The organism is Bacillus sp. FSL K6-3312 (assembly GCF_038007485.1).
GTDB lineage: Bacteria > Bacillota > Bacilli > Bacillales > Bacillaceae > Bacillus > Bacillus pumilus.
Map to the genome: position 1 here is coordinate 2,777,435 of NZ_JBBOXI010000001.1, position 16,043 is coordinate 2,793,477.

Genomic DNA, 16,043 nt, shown 5'->3' on the forward strand with positions numbered 1-16,043 from the left:
GTTTGCTATCATAAGCAAACCGGCTTTTTCATTTAGCCAGTGATCGGTGTTTCCATCCGAAGCGCTGGATCACGCCAAATGTCGACCCATTTTTTAATCGCAAACACAATAATCACAAATCCTAAGATCAACATAATGATTGATAGCACCGCATTCAGCACGCTGTAACCTGATGCCTCGGGATTAAGGTATACATTTGCTACCATCCAATAGCCCGCATAATTCACTGTCACATATAAGTAAGCAAGTGGAATTAAACAAGTCAGCATATATCGCCTTTTATCTGCAATTTTTAATACAACGGTTGCTCCGATGATGAGACCGACCGATGCCATTAACTGGTTTGACACCCCAAACAGCGCCCAAATGGACCCGATGTCTCCAGAGTAAAGCAAGTAGCCCCACATAAAACAAGCAAGCGCACTTGCGAACACCGACCCAGGGACCCAGTCATTTCGTTTAAGCGGTTTATAAGCTTCGCCAAAGAAGTCTTGAATTAAATAACGTGCCACACGTGTCCCTGCATCAATAGCGGTTAAAATAAAAACAGCTTCAAACATAATGACGAATTGGAAAAAATAAGACGCCAAATGACCAAAGAACGGAATTCCCGTAAAGATATACGCCATCCCTACAGCTAATGTCACAGCTCCACCCGTTCTTCCTTCTAAATCAAGACCAATTTCCTTACTCAGCTGTGGAAGGTTCTCGACACTCATCCCGAGTGTTCTGAACACTTCTGGCGTACTGTTTATCGCAAAATAATCGCCTGGATGAAGAGCCGTAGCGGCAATTAACGCCATAATTCCAACTAGACATTCTACTAGCATTGCGCCAAAAGCGACAGGCTTCATATCACTCCAGCGGTCAAGCATCTTAGGCGTTGTCCCAGATCCAACAAATGCGTGGAAACCAGATATGGCCCCGCAAGCAATGGTAATCGAAATAAAAGGCCAGACAGGACCAGCTAAAACAGGACCTCCTCCATTCACAAACTCCGTAAAGGCTGGGAATTGAATCGTTGGATTGACGACAAAGATTCCAGCAATCAATGCGATAAAAACACCTATTTTCATAAAGCTGCTTAAATAATCCCTCGGTGCGAGCAGCAGCCAAACCGGCAATGCCGCAGCAAAAAAAGCGTAGACCGGCAAGGCAAGAGCAAGCGTTTTTGTATCAAGTGTTAAAAGATCGCCAAGTGCCGTTCCTTGAATATTCGGCCCAAGGAATACGCCAACCATCAGCAAAATAAATCCCGCAGTTGTGGCCTGTTTTAAATTGCCTGTCCTTTTATAATAAAGACCAACCCCCATCGCAATTGGAATCGTGATTCCGACTGCAAATGTCCCCCAAGGATTACGTTCTAACGCATGAAGCACAACCATAGACAAACCTGCCATTGTGATCGTAATGATAAACAGCATTGCAAGCCCTGTACAAAATCCTGCGACAGGTCCTAGCTCTTCCTTCGCTACCTCTGATAACGATTTCCCCTTTTTTCGCATCGACGCAAATAAGACGACAAGATCATGTACAGCTCCGCCAATCACTGCGCCAATTAACAGCCAAAGGAGACCCGGTAAATACCCGAATTGTGCGGCTAAAATCGGACCCACTAATGGGCCGGCAGCTGCAATCGCAGCAAAGTGATGCCCAAATGTGACCCATTTATTAGTTGGCACATAATCCTTCCCGTCTTCTAATGTGTGAGCTGGTGTAGGATGATCGTCTGTCACCTTTAAGACCTTGACCATCATAAATGTGCCATAAAGACGATAGGCAATCGCTAAAATACACATAGATGCTATGACAATTGTAATCGCATTCATTTAACCTTCCCCTTTGCACAAACAATTTGTTACAAATATAACATAAATTGATTTATTTTCCTCTCTTTTAAAACCAAGTTGACAAATAAGAATAATGTGTTTATTCTTAAGGTAGCTTCACCTACTTCCATAAACTCTCTTTTGACAGGGATTCTTTAGGCTCTGTCCTTTTTATTGCTTTCATCTTACAAAAATAAAAGCCAGATCACATGTGCCTTATTCACTAGAATATTTTTTCTTCTTCTGCCAAAAACAGTTCTTTTGGCGTAACTTAAAATGACAGTTCATTTCCTGGGAAATTCAATGAAATAAAAAAAGCCCTTCCCCTATACGGGACTGACCCCCGTTTTTGAGACAGGGATCAAAACACCTTTATACAGCCAATTGCCGATAGTTTATCGGTGATTGGTTGTTTAGTTTCGTTTGAATACGAATGTTGTTATAATAATAAATGTATTCTTTGACAGTGCGTTCTACGATGCTGGTCGTAGTGCGGTCAATCCTGTTAAGATAGAACGTTTCAGACTTTAGTGAGGAATGAAACGATTCGATGGAGGCATTATCAGCGGGCGTCCCTTTACGGGACATGCTCATGGTAATGCCTTTTATATGAACAGCTTTCTGATACTCGTAAGATGTATACACAGAACCTTGATCGCTATGTAACACGCAATTCTCAGGCAGTGCTGGGAGCTGATTAAGTGTGTTTAAGATAAAGTCTGTGTCCTGCTTATCACCAATCGTAAAAGCAATCACTTCTCCATTATATAAATCCAAGATACTGGAAAGGTACAATTGTTTCTGTCCATAAGGCAAATACGTGATGTCCGTTACTAGTTTTTCAAGAGGGCGATCAGACTGAAAGTTCCGATCCAATATATTACCGGCCACGGCATAGGGCTGCCCATTCTTCTTACGCTTTTTCATTTTAACCCGGCATTGCCACTGGTTTTTCTGCATGATACGTTGAACAGTTTTATGGTTAATACGCATTCTTCTTTTTAGTATGGCTGTGATTTTTCGATAACCATATCGATATTTGTGCTTTCGGCACAACGTGCCGACCTGTTTCTCTAGTTGTCTTTTAGAATGATTCTGAGTCAAATCCTTTTTCCATCTATAATACGAAGTACGTAAGATGCCTAAATGGACACAGATGTCCTGTACTGTCATCGTTTTGCACAATTCTTCTACCAGTTTGATTGACGTTTCCTTATCAACTTCCTTTCCAATTCGTTGTACTTTTTTAAAACTTCATTCTGTTGACTCAAATAGCGATTTTCTGCCTGCAGTCTCTCTAATTCGGAAGAGTACTCGGGACCCTTTCCATAGGTATATTGTTTTCCAACAGGCTGTTCGAACCGGTGTGTATCCCCAGCCTTATGCCACCTCACCCATGTCTGAACCTGCGTCTTATTCTTGATATTCAATTTCTGCATGATCTCTTTCATAGGTACGCCTGCCAATCTCATTTCTACAGCCTTCTGTTTGACTTCAACCGGATAACTCACTCTTGTCCCCATCGAAAAAACACCTCCATGTTTTATTTCGGATCACAACGATCCATTTTCAAACTTGAAGGTGTTTTTTATTTGTCTCATCTTATGGGGTCAGTTCCATACTGAGGAAAGGCTTTCTTACTTAAGAACCGTACGTGATCTGCTCAACCGTTTTTTGATCAAGTCTTTTGATCACTTCTGTTAAAAGCTTCACTGCATTTTCATAATCATCTCGGTGAATCATCGCTGCATGGGTATGAATATATCTGCTTGGTATCCCGATCGATAGTGATGGCACACCATGACCTGTTAAATGGATACCGCCAGCATCTGTCCCGCCGCCAGGCATGGAGTCGTATTGGTAAGGAATGTTCAATTCGTCCGCTGTTTGGACAACAAAATCCCGAAGCCCTTTATGAGATACCATCGAAGCATCAAATACAACAATCGTTGGCCCTTTGCCAAGTTTGCTTGTTGCTTCTTTTTCAGTAATGCCCGGCGTGTCTCCTGCTACACCAACATCAATGGCAAATCCAATATCAGGCTGGATTGTAGCCGCTGCTGTTTTAGCCCCGCGCAGGCCAACTTCCTCTTGTACAGTTGCAACACTGTAAGCAATATTCTCATGCTGAGTATTGTGTAAGTTCTTCATGACATCAATCGCAACTGCACAGCCGATACGGTTGTCCCATGCTTTTGCAAGGAGCATTTTTTCATCATTCATCACTGTAAACTCAAAATAAGGGACGATTTGATCTCCAGGCAGAACGCCCCACTCCATTGCCTGTTCTTTGCTTGATGCACCGATATCAATAAACATATCTGTGATCTCAATCGATTTTTTTCGAGCTTCAGGTGACAAGACGTGCGGCGGCTTTGAGCCAATCACACCTGTAATGTCTCCCTTTTTCGTTACAATGGTCACACGCTGCGCGAGCATGACCTGTGACCACCATCCGCCGACAGTTTGGAAGCGAATGTAGCCTTTGTCATCAATTTTTGTCACCATGAATCCTACTTCATCTAAGTGACCAGCAAGCATAATTTTAGGTCCGTTTGCGTTTCCTTCCTTCTTAGCGATTAAGCTGCCAAGGCGGTCACTAGAGACTTCATCTGCATATGATTCTATGTATGTCTGCATGACTTTTTTGACATCACGTTCATTTCCTGGAATCCCTTTTGCATCCGTTAGGTCTTTCAGCATAGTTAATGTTTGATCTAGCTTTGTCATTCCATATATCCTCCTTTATCTTCATGGTGCATTCTTATTATACAAAACCTTTTTCGTTCAATACGATCTTTTTATGAATATTTTTTCGTTTTACGAAATATTTTTTTAAAAAAAGTTGAAACCTTTTGGCCTTTTCATTCGTAGTATATCAGATAACGGTATTGGAGGTGCATCCTGTCATGTTTGTAATCCTCATTAGACTAGCTCTTGTTGCACTGCTTGTCTACATCTTCTACATGGCGGTAAAATTCTTCTCAAATCCGAGAAGAAAGCTGAAACAAGCACAATTAAAAGAAGGCTTTTATTTTATGGACGAACAACAAAATGCACGTAAAAATTTTAATTTCGTCTATAAAGGTGTCTTGTTTGAAGGGGAGAAGCATGTTCCGTCTAAGGATCATCCTCTATTTGTCCACTCCATTTACGTTTGGACGGAGTCACCTGAGAAGCTAAGTGAATTTACATTAGAAGACTTTGAAAAATTGGAGGAAAACATTATCGAACGTTATCCTCAAACAAAAATTGATTGGGATCAGCCCATTAAAAAAATCAAACAAAAAAAAGGAGCAGACACGCCGTCTTGATGGCGTCTGCTCCTTTTTCAGATGAACTTGATATATCCTAATATGATCAACTGCACCATGATTAACACTGGCATGCCAATTTGAAAGGCAGGATGCTTTGTTTTATGACGGAAATACTGCATCCCTAGATACGATCCGAAAGCCCCAAAAAGCACGGCAGCACTCCATAAGTGCGCCTCTGAAATTCTCCATTTATGCGCTTTTGCCCGGCGCTTGTCCTCTCCCATGAGAAAGAAACCATAGCCATTTACCAAGATGAGCAGCACAATCAACGCGATATTCATTCATTTCACCTCACATGATGAGCAAAAAAGATCATCCCTCGACGGAATGATCTTTTATATGACTTACTTGTCTAGTTGTGCTTTTGCAGCATCAGCAAGCTGATTGAATGCACTTAAATCATTCACAGCAAGGTCAGCAAGCATTTTGCGGTTTACTTCGATACCAGAAAGCTTTAGGCCATGCATTAAACGGCTGTAAGAAAGACCGTTCATACGAGCTGCAGCATTGATACGAGTGATCCATAGTTTACGGAAGTCACGTTTTTTCTGACGACGGTCACGGAAAGCGTAGTTTCCAGATTTCATCACCTGTTGGTTTGCTACTTTGTATAATCTATGTTTTGAACCGAAATAACCTTTTGCTAATTTAAGAACCTTTTTACGACGCTGACGCGACACAGTTCCGCCTTTTACTCTTGGCATTGTAATTCCCTCCTATGATTCCTATTCCAAATTACTTGATGTTTGCAAGTTGTTGTTTGATACGTTTGAAATCTCCAGCACTTACGATTGCGCTCTTACGCAATTTACGTTTTTGCTTTGTAGATTTGTTAGCGAACAGGTGACTTGTGTACGCATGAGAACGTTTAAGTTTACCAGAACCTGTTTTTTTGAAACGTTTAGCAGATCCGCGGTGAGTTTTCATTTTTGGCATTGGATATTTCCTCCCTCTGTTACTTTACTTTTCGACTTTTGGTGCAAGCATGAGGAACATGCTACGTCCGTCCATCTTAGGTTTTGTTTCTACTGTTGCTACTTCAGCGCAAGCTTCAGAGAAACGGTCTAACACGCGCTGTCCGATTTCTTTATGCGTAATCGCACGCCCTTTAAAGCGGATAGAAGCTTTCACTTTATCGCCCTTTTCAAGGAATTTGATTGCATTACGGAGCTTCGTGTTAAAATCATGTTCATCAATTGTCGGGCTCAACCGAACTTCTTTTAAGCTAATGATTTTTTGATTCTTACGTGCCTCTTTATCCTTCTTCTGCTGTTCAAATCGGAACTTACCATAGTCCATGATTCGGCAAACAGGTGGTTTTGCATTTGCAGCAACTAACACAAGGTCAAGATTGGCTTTAGTAGCTATCTCCAGAGCTTCCTGGCGGGTTTTAATCCCCAGCTGATCGCCATTTTGTCCGATCAAACGAACTTCACGCGCACGAATACCTTCATTAACTAATTGATCTTTGCTAATAGTGAGCCACCTCCATGAGATTTTGAATTGAGTTCACAATTCATTTTGACCATTTCGTTGTATGTTTTACAGGCAAACAAAAAGTGTGGGCATATAAAACACCCACACTGCGAACATTTGCATGAAAAAATAAATGTACGGTCAACCTGTCAACTACAAACACGTGTCAATCAGGTGAGAAGCGGGTGCTTCTGCTTGTGATATCTATTCAATTCGTTAATAATTCTACACAATTTTCATTTGTCCGTCAAGTAAGCGAACTCTTGAAACAACTTTTTTATTTTAGCATGATTAATCGAATTGGGCAAGGCTTTTTCAAAACAATGACGCCATCAAAGAATGAATTGCATAAAGATTGGGATGACAATGACGGTCACAACTCCTACGACCACAACGGCGATACTTGCCATGGCCGCTTCTACTTCTCCCATCTCAATCCCAACAGAGACGCCAAGTGCATGTCCTGATGTACCGAGTGCAAGCCCTTTTGCCACTGGATTTTTAATTCGAAACCATTTTAAGAAGAAAGCACCTAGTGCATACACAATGACTGCATTAAATATGACCGCAAAGGCTGTGATATCTGCAATTCCGCCAATATCCTTTGCAATCGGAAGAGCAATCGCTGTCGTCGCTGCCTGCGGGAGCATACTTTTCATTACAGCCGCATCAAGATGAATTCCTTTTGCTACGACATACACAATTGTAATGGAGCAAAGTGATCCTACAAAAATAGCGGATAAAATCTGCCACCAATATTTTTTAAGCAATGCGCGCTGCTTATAAAGCGGAATAGCGAAAGCGATCGTCGCAGGCTCTAAGAAAAACTTGATAATCTTGCCGCCCTCATTATAATCTGCATAGGAAAAACCGCCAATTTTTAAAAATAAAATGCCTAACACCATGGCCACAAAAAGTGGTGTGAATAAGAAGAAGCCTTTTGATTTTTTAAATAAGAATGTACCGATTCCAAAGGCGACCAATGAGACGACTATACCAAAATAAGGACTCATCGTACTTGTACCCATCCTGCATCTCTCCTTTAATGCGTACTTGAAGCTGGTTTATTAGAATGAGAAGGAGTCGATTTGCTCTCCTTTGTCTCTTTACGTTTCTGTGGTTTGTCTGATAATTGCATGAGAAGCTGCGTGAATAGCCCTGTCGCTGCTAGTAACATAATCGTTGCAATGATAATGACACCGACGACTTGCACACCTACTTCTTGCATGACACCTAGTGATTGAATAACCGAGATACCAGAGGGAACAAATAGAAAGCTAATGAGCCCTGTCAATGATGTACCTAATTGCTCCACTTGCTCCAGTTTGACGATTTTCGTTGTCAGCAAAACAAATAATAGAACCAGACCAATCACAGATGCAGGCATCGGAATTGGTAAATACATTGAAATGAGATTAGAAACGAACATTACGGTTGCAAAGATAAATGCTTGAGATAGAAATCCATATACTTTAGTGGCACTCATGCCCCTTCACCTCTTTCTTCGACTGCCCTCAGTATACGGAATGAAATAAATGAATGAAGCGTTTACAATCAAACTCGCCGAATTCAATGAATGAAATGCAGAAAACGAGTATTGAAATACAAATAAAAAAAGCCGTCCTACTCTAGCAGGAGCGACTTCTTTAGTTCTTTGGCGTAAGTACGGCTGACAGGAATAATCGACCCGTCTGTCATATGCAGATTATACGTCGAATTAAACCACGGCTGTACTTCTTTCATATGAGAGGTGTTCACGATATAGCTTCGATGAACCCTCATAAAGTAAGCCTCAGGCAGTTTCTTTTCAATGACCACAAGCGGTTCTGTGACCTCATACATGTGATCCTTTGTTTTCACGACCTTTTTCCCCTCACTGAGCCCTACATACATGATCTCTTCTACTTTCAGAATGACAATTGAGTCATCAACTGAAATGGCTAGTTTTTGCTGATGGGGGATTTTCTCATCTGACAGCTGGTGGTCTTGCGTCTCAACAGATTTCCACTTTTTAAACTTTTGGATCGTTTGCAAAAGCCGTTCTTCATCAAATGGTTTTGTTAAATAATCAAGCGCACTGACCTCAAACGCCTTCAGCGCATACTGATCAAATGCTGTCGCAAATACAATCGCTGGCGGATCAGACATCCGGTTGAGCCTTTTGGCAATATCAAATCCATTTTCACCTGATAAATCAATGTCTAAAAAGAGCAGGTCCGGCTTATGATCCACCATCCGGTCAAAAGCAGATTCTATATTTTCTGCTTCCTCTATTTGAACATCCTCTTTCGTTCTGCGTAATAAGTATTTTAATTCATCTCTTGCTAACACTTCATCATCTACGATTAATACGTTTATCAACGAAAATCATCCTTTTTTACATAGTCCATTGGAATGCGAAATGAGATGTCAGTGCCTTGACCGCTATGAATGGATAAAGCGGCTTGTCTGCCAAAAATCCCTCTTAACCGCTGATCTAAATTAAAAAGAGCCGTACCTGTTCCTTCTTTGGATTCAACAGGCGCTTTTAATAGCTGAGCCATCTTGTCATTCTCGATTCCCTGTCCATTATCCGTCACTTTCATATTGACATGCCCATCTTTCATCACAGCGGATACGATGACTTCACAGCTCGTTTGATGTTTAGGAAAAGCGTGTCTCACTGCATTTTCAACAAGCACCTGAAGCACAAATGGCGGAATCATCACCTGCTCCAGCACCTTTTCAATTTGAAAGGTCACATGGTATTTATTTGGAAACCTTGCTTGTTCAAGTGACAAATATGCTTCTACATGCTGAATTTCTTTATGAAGTGGAATGAGCAGCTGGCGAGCGCCTTGCAAATTGGATCGAAAATAAATACTCAGTTGCAGCAGCAGCTTCCTAGCCATCTCTACGTTCGTTCTACACAAGACAGAGATGGTATTAATGGCGTTAAATAAAAAGTGCGGATTCACTTGCGCTTGAAGCGCTTTGATCTCTGCATCTTTTAGCAGACGGCTTTGGGTTTCTGCCTCCCCAAGCTCAAGCTGTGTGGAAAACAGCATTGCCAGGCCTTCTGCAAGCTCCTCTTCCACCCTGCTTAATCCGACCGGAGAATTGAAATACATTTTTAACGTTCCGATCGTTTGACCATTGGAGGTGAGGGGCAGCACAATCGCCGCTTGAAGCGGGCAATGGGTGACTGAACAATTGATTTCATCTTTCGAATGCGCCTTCATAATTTTGCCGCTCATCAATACTTGTTTAGACAGCCCTGTAATGAGGCTTTTCGATGGAATATGATGATCTGTCCCATCTCCAACATGCGCTAAAATCTTTTCTGTATCGGTTAAGGAGACCGCATCTGTTTCTGTTAATCGATGAATGATCTCCGCCACGCTTTTACATGACTGTTCATTTAACCCTTGGCGGAAGAAAGGCAGCGTTTGATCGGCGATTGAAAATACACGGTGTGTCTGCATCGCCTTTGCCTGCTCTTCTTGCCTAATGACTGACTGTAAAATCGATAAAAAGATAAAGCTGCCAATTCCATTCACAAAAATCATCGGCAAAGCAATGATACTCACAAGCCCCCAAGCATCAGCAAATGGTCTTGCAAATAGAAGAATAATGATCATTTGCAAGGATTCCATTGCCACACCAAAAAGTGCGGCTTGGCGAGGTGTCACCATTCGATTCTTCCGCTTAAACCTGCTGCCGACATAGCCTGCAATCACACCGGCTAAAATCGAAGAAATCGCACAGCTGAGTGCCGTGCTTCCTCCTAATGAATAGCGATGAATCCCAGCTAGAAGCCCTGCACCAATGCCAACAAATGGCCCTCCTATTAATCCGCCCATTTCGATTCCCATGATTCTCGTATTGGCAATTGAGCTTGACGAGCCGAGATGATAGGAAAACTCATGATTCATGACCATCTGCTGCTGGATTTCAATTCCTGTGTAATTGCTGATAATACTAAAAGAAGCAAAAATAAAGACAAGAACTGCCTTTTTTCGAAACCCTTCATTATGAAGCAATAGATTGCGAAAGCCCTTCACATGGGCAAGCACAAACCCTAAAATAACGATGATCCCAACACGCTCGATCATCATAATAATTAAATGAAGCAAACCTGCCACCTCAATTGGATGTATGTATTATTTACTGTCTTTCTATTCTATCATGTGCGGTCAATGTTCAAATATCTCTCAAATCTTTTCTTTATTGCCCTCATCTTCTATTGTAAAATGAACTTGAGCCGTCACTTGCAATTGAAGGTAACACATACATAACAAGGGAGAAGATCATGAAAGCCGTATTTTTCGATTTAGATGATACTTTGCTTTGGGATGAAAAAAGCATTCATACCACTTTTCAGGAAACATGCCGCGAAGCGGAAAAAAAATATGGACTGAATCCAGAAACATTTGAACAGATTGTTCGTGAAGAAGCAAGAAAGCTGTATTCGTCCTATGAAACATATGATTATACTGTCATGATCGGAATTAATCCTTTCGAAGGACTGTGGTCCAATTTTAGTGAACCGATTAGCGAAGGCTTTCAAAAATTGAATGCCCTTGCACCTGAGTACCGCAAGAACGCTTGGACCAATGGCTTAAAAGAAGCAGGAATTGACGATGAGGCATTTGGACAATATTTGGCTGATTTTTTTGCAGCCGAGCGGAGAAAACGCCCATTTGTCTATGAAGAAACGTACCCTGTTTTAGACCGTCTGAAAGGCAGCTATGAATTGCTCCTTTTAACAAACGGAGATCCTAGTCTTCAAAAAGAAAAACTAGCAGGTGTTCCTGAGCTTGCGCCTTATTTTAATGAAATTGTGATTTCAGGAGATTACGGGAAAGGCAAACCTGACCCTGGCATCTTTGAGCACTGCCTTCAGCTGTTAAATCTAACAAAAGACGATGTGATCATGGTGGGAGATAATCCAAAAACAGATATTCTTGGGGCATCTCGAGCCGGGATTCAAACCGTTTGGATCAATCGACATGGCAAAAAGAATGAAACAGATGTAACGCCAGATTATGAAATCAAAGACTTACATGAATTGTTTGATATATTAAAATAGAACACAAAAAACACCCTTCTCCTGACGAGATTGGGTGTTTTTGTGTGCTCAAACTACACAATGACCGCTAGACTTTGCGCTTGCTTGTCTAAGCTGCGGGCTGCTTCTCCTACATTCATAAATTCCTCACTTGCCTGCTTTACAAGATCACGATTTGTAAACACGGTTGTCTTGGCCCGGCTCGTTCCGCTGCTGACCTTCTCTACTTCTGCATGAATCGCCTTTACATATTGATCTACTTTGACAATCGCTTCTTTTGAATTAGTTGCAAGCTTTCGAATTTCTGCCGCCACTACACTAAAGCCATTTCCATAGGAACCTGCATGGGCTGCTTCGATCGCCGCATTTAATGCAAGGAGCTGGGTTTGTGAGGAAATACTGTTAATCGTTGTAGCAATGGAGCTGATGGACTCTACCTGCTCTGTTAATCCTTCTAGTAAGCTCATATTTTGATCTGTTTCGTTTGCTATATGATCAAAGGAGACATTGACTCTTTGACTATGCTGGATGCCCACTTCTGCTCGCTCCATTAATTTCGCAGACATCTCCTTTAAAACGTCTACGACCTGTTTCATCGTGCTTTCTCTTTCTGTTATGTCTGTTGCGACTTTCACAACACCCACTACGCGTTCCTCTTCATTGCGGACAGGTGTATATGTCGCTTCAAGCCATAAGCTGTCACCATTTTTCGTCGTCCGCTGCACCTTTTCCTGAAAGACTTGCCCCTCTTTCAAACGCTTCCAAAACATTTGATAGCTTGCGTGTTCTGCAATATGAGGAGGACAAAACTGTCTATGTTTTAAACCAATCATTTCTTGCTTTGAATATCCCAGGGCTTTTGCAAAAATATCATTGACCCATAGGACTTCACCTGTCACATCAAATTCAATCATCGCCAGTGAGTGTTCCAATGCACGAAGTACTGCTGATCGCTCCAATACTTGTGATGATAAAGTGTTTGTTGTTTGCGTCATCGCTTTCATTCCCCCAATTTAACTCGAACCAATAGTACATACTTACCCATACTTTCGCACTATCTAAACGTATCATTCAAGGGACTGGATCACTAGTGGAGGATTTTCCCCAAAAAGAAAAAGCCAGTGATCTAAAGAGAAAGATCACTGGCTGCTTCGCTTGAAAAAGATTATTTTTTCGCTTCTGCTACTGCATGTTTCACAAAGGCTTCAAGATCCATTGTTTCTGAATCTTGCTCTCCGTATTTTCTTACATTGACTGCGCCATTTTCTGCTTCTTGATCTCCGACGACTAGCATGTATGGGACCTTTTGCATTTGCGCTTCTCTAATCTTGTATCCGATTTTTTCATCACGGCTGTCAAGCTCTACACGAAGACCTTCAAGCTGCAAACGTTCTTGTACTTTTTTCGCATAGTCTAAATGGACAGACGGTGAAACCGGTATGACTTGGAATTGTACAGGTGCCAGCCAAGTTGGAAGGGCTCCTTTGTATTCTTCAATTAAGAAGGCAACAAAACGCTCCATTGTAGAAACAACACCTCTATGAATCACGACTGGACGATGGTGCTTGCCATCTTCTCCGATATATGTGAGATCGAAGCGCTCTGGAAGTAAGAAATCAAGCTGTACAGTAGACAGTGTCTCTTCTTTTCCAAGAGCTGTCTTCACTTGAACGTCAAGCTTCGGACCATAAAATGCCGCTTCGCCTTCTGCCTCATAATAGTCATGACCAAGCTCGTCCATTGCATCCTTTAGCATCGATTGCGCTTTATTCCACATTGCATCATCGTCGAAATACTTCTCAGTATCTTCTGGATCACGGTAAGATAAGCGGAATGTGTAGTCATTCAAGCCAAAGTCTTGATACACTTCTTCAATTAGGCGAACTGTACGAATGAATTCGTCTTTGATTTGATCTGGACGTACAAAGATATGTGCATCGTTTAATGTCATACCGCGAACACGCTGAAGGCCAGATAAAGCACCTGACATTTCATAACGGTGCATTGTACCAAGCTCTGCAATACGAATTGGCAATTCGCGATAGCTATGCGGCTCGTTTTTGTAAATCATCATATGGTGAGGACAGTTCATCGGACGAAGAACAAGATCTTCGTTGTCCATTTCCATCACAGGGAACATGTCTTCTTGATAATGCGCCCAGTGCCCTGATGTTTTATACAATTCAACATTTGCAAGAACCGGTGTATACACATGCTCATAACCAAGGCGTACTTCTTTATCGACAATGTAACGCTCAATCACGCGGCGGATCGTTGCGCCTTTTGGCAGCCACAGCGGTAGACCTTGACCTACCTTTTGAGAGTTCGCAAACAGTTTTAGCTCTTTTCCTAGTTTACGGTGATCGCGTTCTTTCGCTTCTTCAAGCAGGCGTAAGTGCTCATTTAGATCATCTTTGCTGAAGAAAGCTGTACCGTAAATACGCTGAAGCATTTGATTGTTGCTGTCACCTCTCCAGTATGCACCTGCAAGGCTTAACAGCTTAAACTCTTTGATTTTCCCTGTTGATGGCAAGTGAATGCCGCGGCAGAGGTCAAAGAATTCACCCTGCTCATAAATCGTAACAGCTTCACCTTCTGGAATCGCTTCTAACAGCTCAAGCTTTAATTGATCACCAATCGCTTCAAAGCGTTTTTTCGCTTCTTCTCTTGATACTTCAATTCGCTCGATTGGCAGATTGCTGTTAATGATTTTTTTCATTTCTTTTTCAATCTTTGGTAAATCTTCAGGTGTGATGGCAACATCGATGTCCACATCGTAGTAGAAGCCATTTTCAATCACAGGACCTACGCCAAACTGAACGTGATGCTCTTTTCCATACAGGCGTTTGATTGCCTGTGCTAGCAAATGAGCTGTGCTGTGGCGCATAATATCGAGTGCCTCATCACTTTTATCTGTGATGATCTCAATTGTTCCACTTTCTAGTAGCGGCGTACGCAGATCTATTTCTTTACCGTTCAATTTACCGGCAAGCGCTTTTTTCTTTAGGCCTGGGCTAATTGATGCCGCGATGTCTTCTGTTGTAGCTGTTTTGTCAAACTCCTTGACTGCTCCATCTGGAAATGTAAGTTGAATTTGTTCTGACATCTCTGGTCACTCCTTTTTTTGGCAATATAAAAACCCCGCCCCCTGGAAAGGGACGAGGTTGAATAAACGGAATCGTGGTTCCACCCTTTTTCCCGTATTTGCAGCTTTCTTTTTCATAAGCAAACACGGCTTGTGTTTCGATAACGGGAATTCCCGTCAGCCATTACTAAAACGTTCACAGCTGATGTTCAAAGGTGGTAAAGCAAATGGTCCTCTGCTAGGAAGCTTTCAGCCAAGGCTTCCCTCTCTTTAAGCGGGTATTCATTTGTTCATGTCCTTATCAATACGGTCTCTGTATGAAGTTACACCGTATTATAAAACGTTTTTTCGTGAAAATCAAGAAAGCTTTTCACTTTTCTGTCCCAAATGGTCATGGACAAATTGAACATTGTGTTCTTGAAATGAATGAGCCGGGAATACCTCGACCCTTTCTTGAAAAATATTTTGAATGGTCTGTACCATCGAGTGACCCGTATCATTTGTAAACAGGTCAATCTTTTTGGGCGCTATGGATACGAGTGGTGCAATCAGCTGCGAATCAATATACATTGGATGCTCTCTTACAAACTGTCTGTCTATGTATTGTTTTTGATCACGCTCAGAAGCGTACCGAAATTCCCAAATCATCAGGCGATCCTGATGCACAACATGTACTTTTTCGAGCTTTGGTTCTTTTGCCATCACATAGTCTCGAAGCGATTGAATAAAGTTTTGATATTCTTGTTCCATTTTGTATTCTTCAATGGAGACTTCAACATAGTTCTTCAGCCTCCTGTCATACTCTGACAGTCTGAATGTCATAAATGAACCAATTGAAAAAATACCTTGCTGTAAAGAAATGGTCTCAAGCTCCTTTGTTAACAGGGCTTCTCTTGACGGTTCTTGATGAATGCCGGGAATATCATCTAAATCCCCATTCATGATGCTGTGGGCAATTGAAAGAATTTGGTGCTGCTCTTCAGGATCTTTAAATAAATACGTGTTTTCAAGAATGCTGCGCATGCGCTCATTTTCTTTGCATTCCAAAAAAAAGTGAACTAGTAATGGCCGCACAATGGACTCAAGTCCTTCTTTTGATTCCTTCGCCTCTATGAGAAGCCGGTCTTTCCCTTGTTGAATTGACATGTGATGCCGACTGTCCAAGTGTTCAGCAAGATGTAAAAAAGCGGCGGTATCATATTCATCTTCAAAGATTATTTCAAGCATGTTTGTCCCCCCTAACGACATCTGTTACATATATATGGGGAGAACATAAAAAATAGACG

General features: G+C 41.8%; 16 protein-coding genes and 2 other annotated features. Of the genes, 2 read left to right on the top strand and 14 right to left on the bottom strand.

The window, feature by feature from the left end; translation table 11 throughout:
* Positions 1-32: 32 nt before the first annotated feature.
* The 3 genes from cstA to MHI11_RS14555 form a co-directional block, all read right to left on the bottom strand.
* A complete protein-coding gene (gene cstA, locus MHI11_RS14545) occupies positions 33-1,829 on the bottom strand; it encodes a carbon starvation protein CstA (protein ID WP_340912477.1) in 1,797 nt (598 codons plus the stop codon).
* 372 nt (positions 1,830-2,201) lie between these two features.
* Positions 2,202-3,352, bottom strand: a protein-coding gene (locus MHI11_RS14550; protein WP_106030396.1) for an IS3 family transposase whose coding sequence is annotated in 2 segments (ribosomal slippage) — positions 2,202-3,079 and positions 3,079-3,352 — 1,152 coding nt in all. Because the reading frame shifts where the segments join, the coding sequence is not laid out codon by codon here.
* A gap of 118 nt (positions 3,353-3,470) precedes the next feature.
* On the bottom strand, positions 3,471-4,559 hold the full coding sequence (locus MHI11_RS14555) for a M42 family metallopeptidase (protein ID WP_050943605.1): 1,089 nt from the start codon (positions 4,557-4,559) through the stop codon (positions 3,471-3,473).
* A 179-nt stretch (positions 4,560-4,738) separates the two neighbouring features.
* Here MHI11_RS14555 and MHI11_RS14560 point away from each other — a divergent pair, with 179 nt between their 5' ends.
* Positions 4,739-5,143 carry a hypothetical protein gene (locus tag MHI11_RS14560; RefSeq protein WP_003216690.1) on the top strand — a complete coding sequence of 135 codons (405 nt, stop codon included), beginning with the start codon at positions 4,739-4,741 and terminating at the stop codon, positions 5,141-5,143.
* A 17-nt stretch (positions 5,144-5,160) separates the two neighbouring features.
* On the opposite strand, the gene MHI11_RS14565 is transcribed toward MHI11_RS14560, so the two are convergent.
* The 8 genes from MHI11_RS14565 to MHI11_RS14600 all read right to left on the bottom strand — a co-directional run bounded on the left by MHI11_RS14565 (position 5,161) and on the right by MHI11_RS14600 (position 10,737).
* Positions 5,161-5,427 carry a DUF1294 domain-containing protein gene (locus MHI11_RS14565; protein ID WP_044139938.1) on the bottom strand — a complete coding sequence of 89 codons (267 nt, stop codon included), beginning with the start codon at positions 5,425-5,427 and terminating at the stop codon, positions 5,161-5,163.
* Positions 5,428-5,490: 63 nt separating this feature from the next.
* Positions 5,491-5,850: a 50S ribosomal protein L20 gene (rplT, locus tag MHI11_RS14570; protein ID WP_003216409.1), complete on the bottom strand. Its 360-nt coding sequence runs from the start codon at positions 5,848-5,850 to the stop codon at positions 5,491-5,493.
* A 31-nt stretch (positions 5,851-5,881) separates the two neighbouring features.
* Positions 5,882-6,082 (bottom strand): 50S ribosomal protein L35, encoded by a 201-nt coding sequence (gene rpmI, locus MHI11_RS14575; RefSeq protein WP_003216324.1) that lies wholly within the window; start codon positions 6,080-6,082, stop codon positions 5,882-5,884.
* Between the two features lie 24 nt (positions 6,083-6,106).
* A complete protein-coding gene (gene infC, locus MHI11_RS14580; RefSeq protein WP_034620611.1) occupies positions 6,107-6,622 on the bottom strand; it encodes a translation initiation factor IF-3 in 516 nt (171 codons plus the stop codon).
* A 71-nt stretch (positions 6,623-6,693) separates the two neighbouring features.
* Positions 6,694-6,825, bottom strand: a sequence feature (ribosomal protein L20 leader region).
* A gap of 129 nt (positions 6,826-6,954) precedes the next feature.
* The gene (gene lrgB / locus MHI11_RS14585) at positions 6,955-7,650 is read right to left on the bottom strand and encodes an antiholin-like protein LrgB (protein WP_170966027.1); all 696 of its coding nucleotides are present in this window, start codon (positions 7,648-7,650) and stop codon (positions 6,955-6,957) included.
* A gap of 14 nt (positions 7,651-7,664) precedes the next feature.
* Complete coding sequence (gene lrgA, locus MHI11_RS14590) at positions 7,665-8,108, bottom strand: antiholin-like murein hydrolase modulator LrgA (RefSeq protein WP_003216712.1); 444 nt, start codon at positions 8,106-8,108, stop codon at positions 7,665-7,667.
* 137 nt (positions 8,109-8,245) lie between these two features.
* The gene (locus MHI11_RS14595; RefSeq protein WP_340961327.1) at positions 8,246-8,983 is read right to left on the bottom strand and encodes a LytR/AlgR family response regulator transcription factor; all 738 of its coding nucleotides are present in this window, start codon (positions 8,981-8,983) and stop codon (positions 8,246-8,248) included.
* Complete coding sequence (locus tag MHI11_RS14600; RefSeq protein WP_340961329.1) at positions 8,980-10,737, bottom strand: sensor histidine kinase; 1,758 nt, start codon at positions 10,735-10,737, stop codon at positions 8,980-8,982. The genes MHI11_RS14595 and MHI11_RS14600 overlap by 4 nt, the downstream gene beginning before the upstream one ends.
* Positions 10,738-10,913: 176 nt before the next feature.
* Between MHI11_RS14600 and MHI11_RS14605 the strand changes: the two genes are divergently transcribed.
* On the top strand, positions 10,914-11,693 hold the full coding sequence (locus MHI11_RS14605) for an HAD family hydrolase (protein WP_061409040.1): 780 nt from the start codon (positions 10,914-10,916) through the stop codon (positions 11,691-11,693).
* Positions 11,694-11,746: 53 nt separating this feature from the next.
* Here MHI11_RS14605 and MHI11_RS14610 read toward each other — a convergent pair whose 3' ends face one another.
* The 3 genes from MHI11_RS14610 to ytxC form a co-directional block, all read right to left on the bottom strand.
* Entirely contained in the window at positions 11,747-12,667 is a 921-nt protein-coding gene (locus tag MHI11_RS14610; protein WP_185107111.1) for a methyl-accepting chemotaxis protein, read from the bottom strand.
* 170 nt (positions 12,668-12,837) lie between these two features.
* Positions 12,838-14,778: a threonine--tRNA ligase gene (thrS, locus tag MHI11_RS14615; RefSeq protein ID WP_185107113.1), complete on the bottom strand. Its 1,941-nt coding sequence runs from the start codon at positions 14,776-14,778 to the stop codon at positions 12,838-12,840.
* 45 nt (positions 14,779-14,823) lie between these two features.
* Positions 14,824-15,071, bottom strand: a binding site (T-box leader).
* A 43-nt stretch (positions 15,072-15,114) separates the two neighbouring features.
* Positions 15,115-15,984 carry a putative sporulation protein YtxC gene (gene ytxC, locus MHI11_RS14620; protein ID WP_185107115.1) on the bottom strand — a complete coding sequence of 290 codons (870 nt, stop codon included), beginning with the start codon at positions 15,982-15,984 and terminating at the stop codon, positions 15,115-15,117.
* Positions 15,985-16,043 lie beyond the last annotated feature (59 nt).

Bases quoted from the DNA above. Each gene is read 5' to 3' on its own strand.
- cstA (WP_340912477.1), bottom strand. From the start codon at position 1,829: ATGAATGCGATTACAATTGTCATAGCATCTATGTGTATTTTAGCGATT.
- MHI11_RS14555 (WP_050943605.1), bottom strand. From the start codon at position 4,559: ATGACAAAGCTAGATCAAACATTAACTATGCTGAAAGACCTAACGGAT.
- MHI11_RS14560 (WP_003216690.1), top strand. From the start codon at position 4,739: ATGTTTGTAATCCTCATTAGACTAGCTCTTGTTGCACTGCTTGTCTAC.
- MHI11_RS14565 (WP_044139938.1), bottom strand. From the start codon at position 5,427: ATGAATATCGCGTTGATTGTGCTGCTCATCTTGGTAAATGGCTATGGT.
- rplT (WP_003216409.1), bottom strand. From the start codon at position 5,850: ATGCCAAGAGTAAAAGGCGGAACTGTGTCGCGTCAGCGTCGTAAAAAG.
- rpmI (WP_003216324.1), bottom strand. From the start codon at position 6,082: ATGCCAAAAATGAAAACTCACCGCGGATCTGCTAAACGTTTCAAAAAA.
- lrgB (WP_170966027.1), bottom strand. From the start codon at position 7,650: ATGGGTACAAGTACGATGAGTCCTTATTTTGGTATAGTCGTCTCATTG.
- lrgA (WP_003216712.1), bottom strand. From the start codon at position 8,108: ATGAGTGCCACTAAAGTATATGGATTTCTATCTCAAGCATTTATCTTT.
- MHI11_RS14605 (WP_061409040.1), top strand. From the start codon at position 10,914: ATGAAAGCCGTATTTTTCGATTTAGATGATACTTTGCTTTGGGATGAA.
- MHI11_RS14610 (WP_185107111.1), bottom strand. From the start codon at position 12,667: ATGACGCAAACAACAAACACTTTATCATCACAAGTATTGGAGCGATCA.
- thrS (WP_185107113.1), bottom strand. From the start codon at position 14,778: ATGTCAGAACAAATTCAACTTACATTTCCAGATGGAGCAGTCAAGGAG.
- ytxC (WP_185107115.1), bottom strand. From the start codon at position 15,984: ATGCTTGAAATAATCTTTGAAGATGAATATGATACCGCCGCTTTTTTA.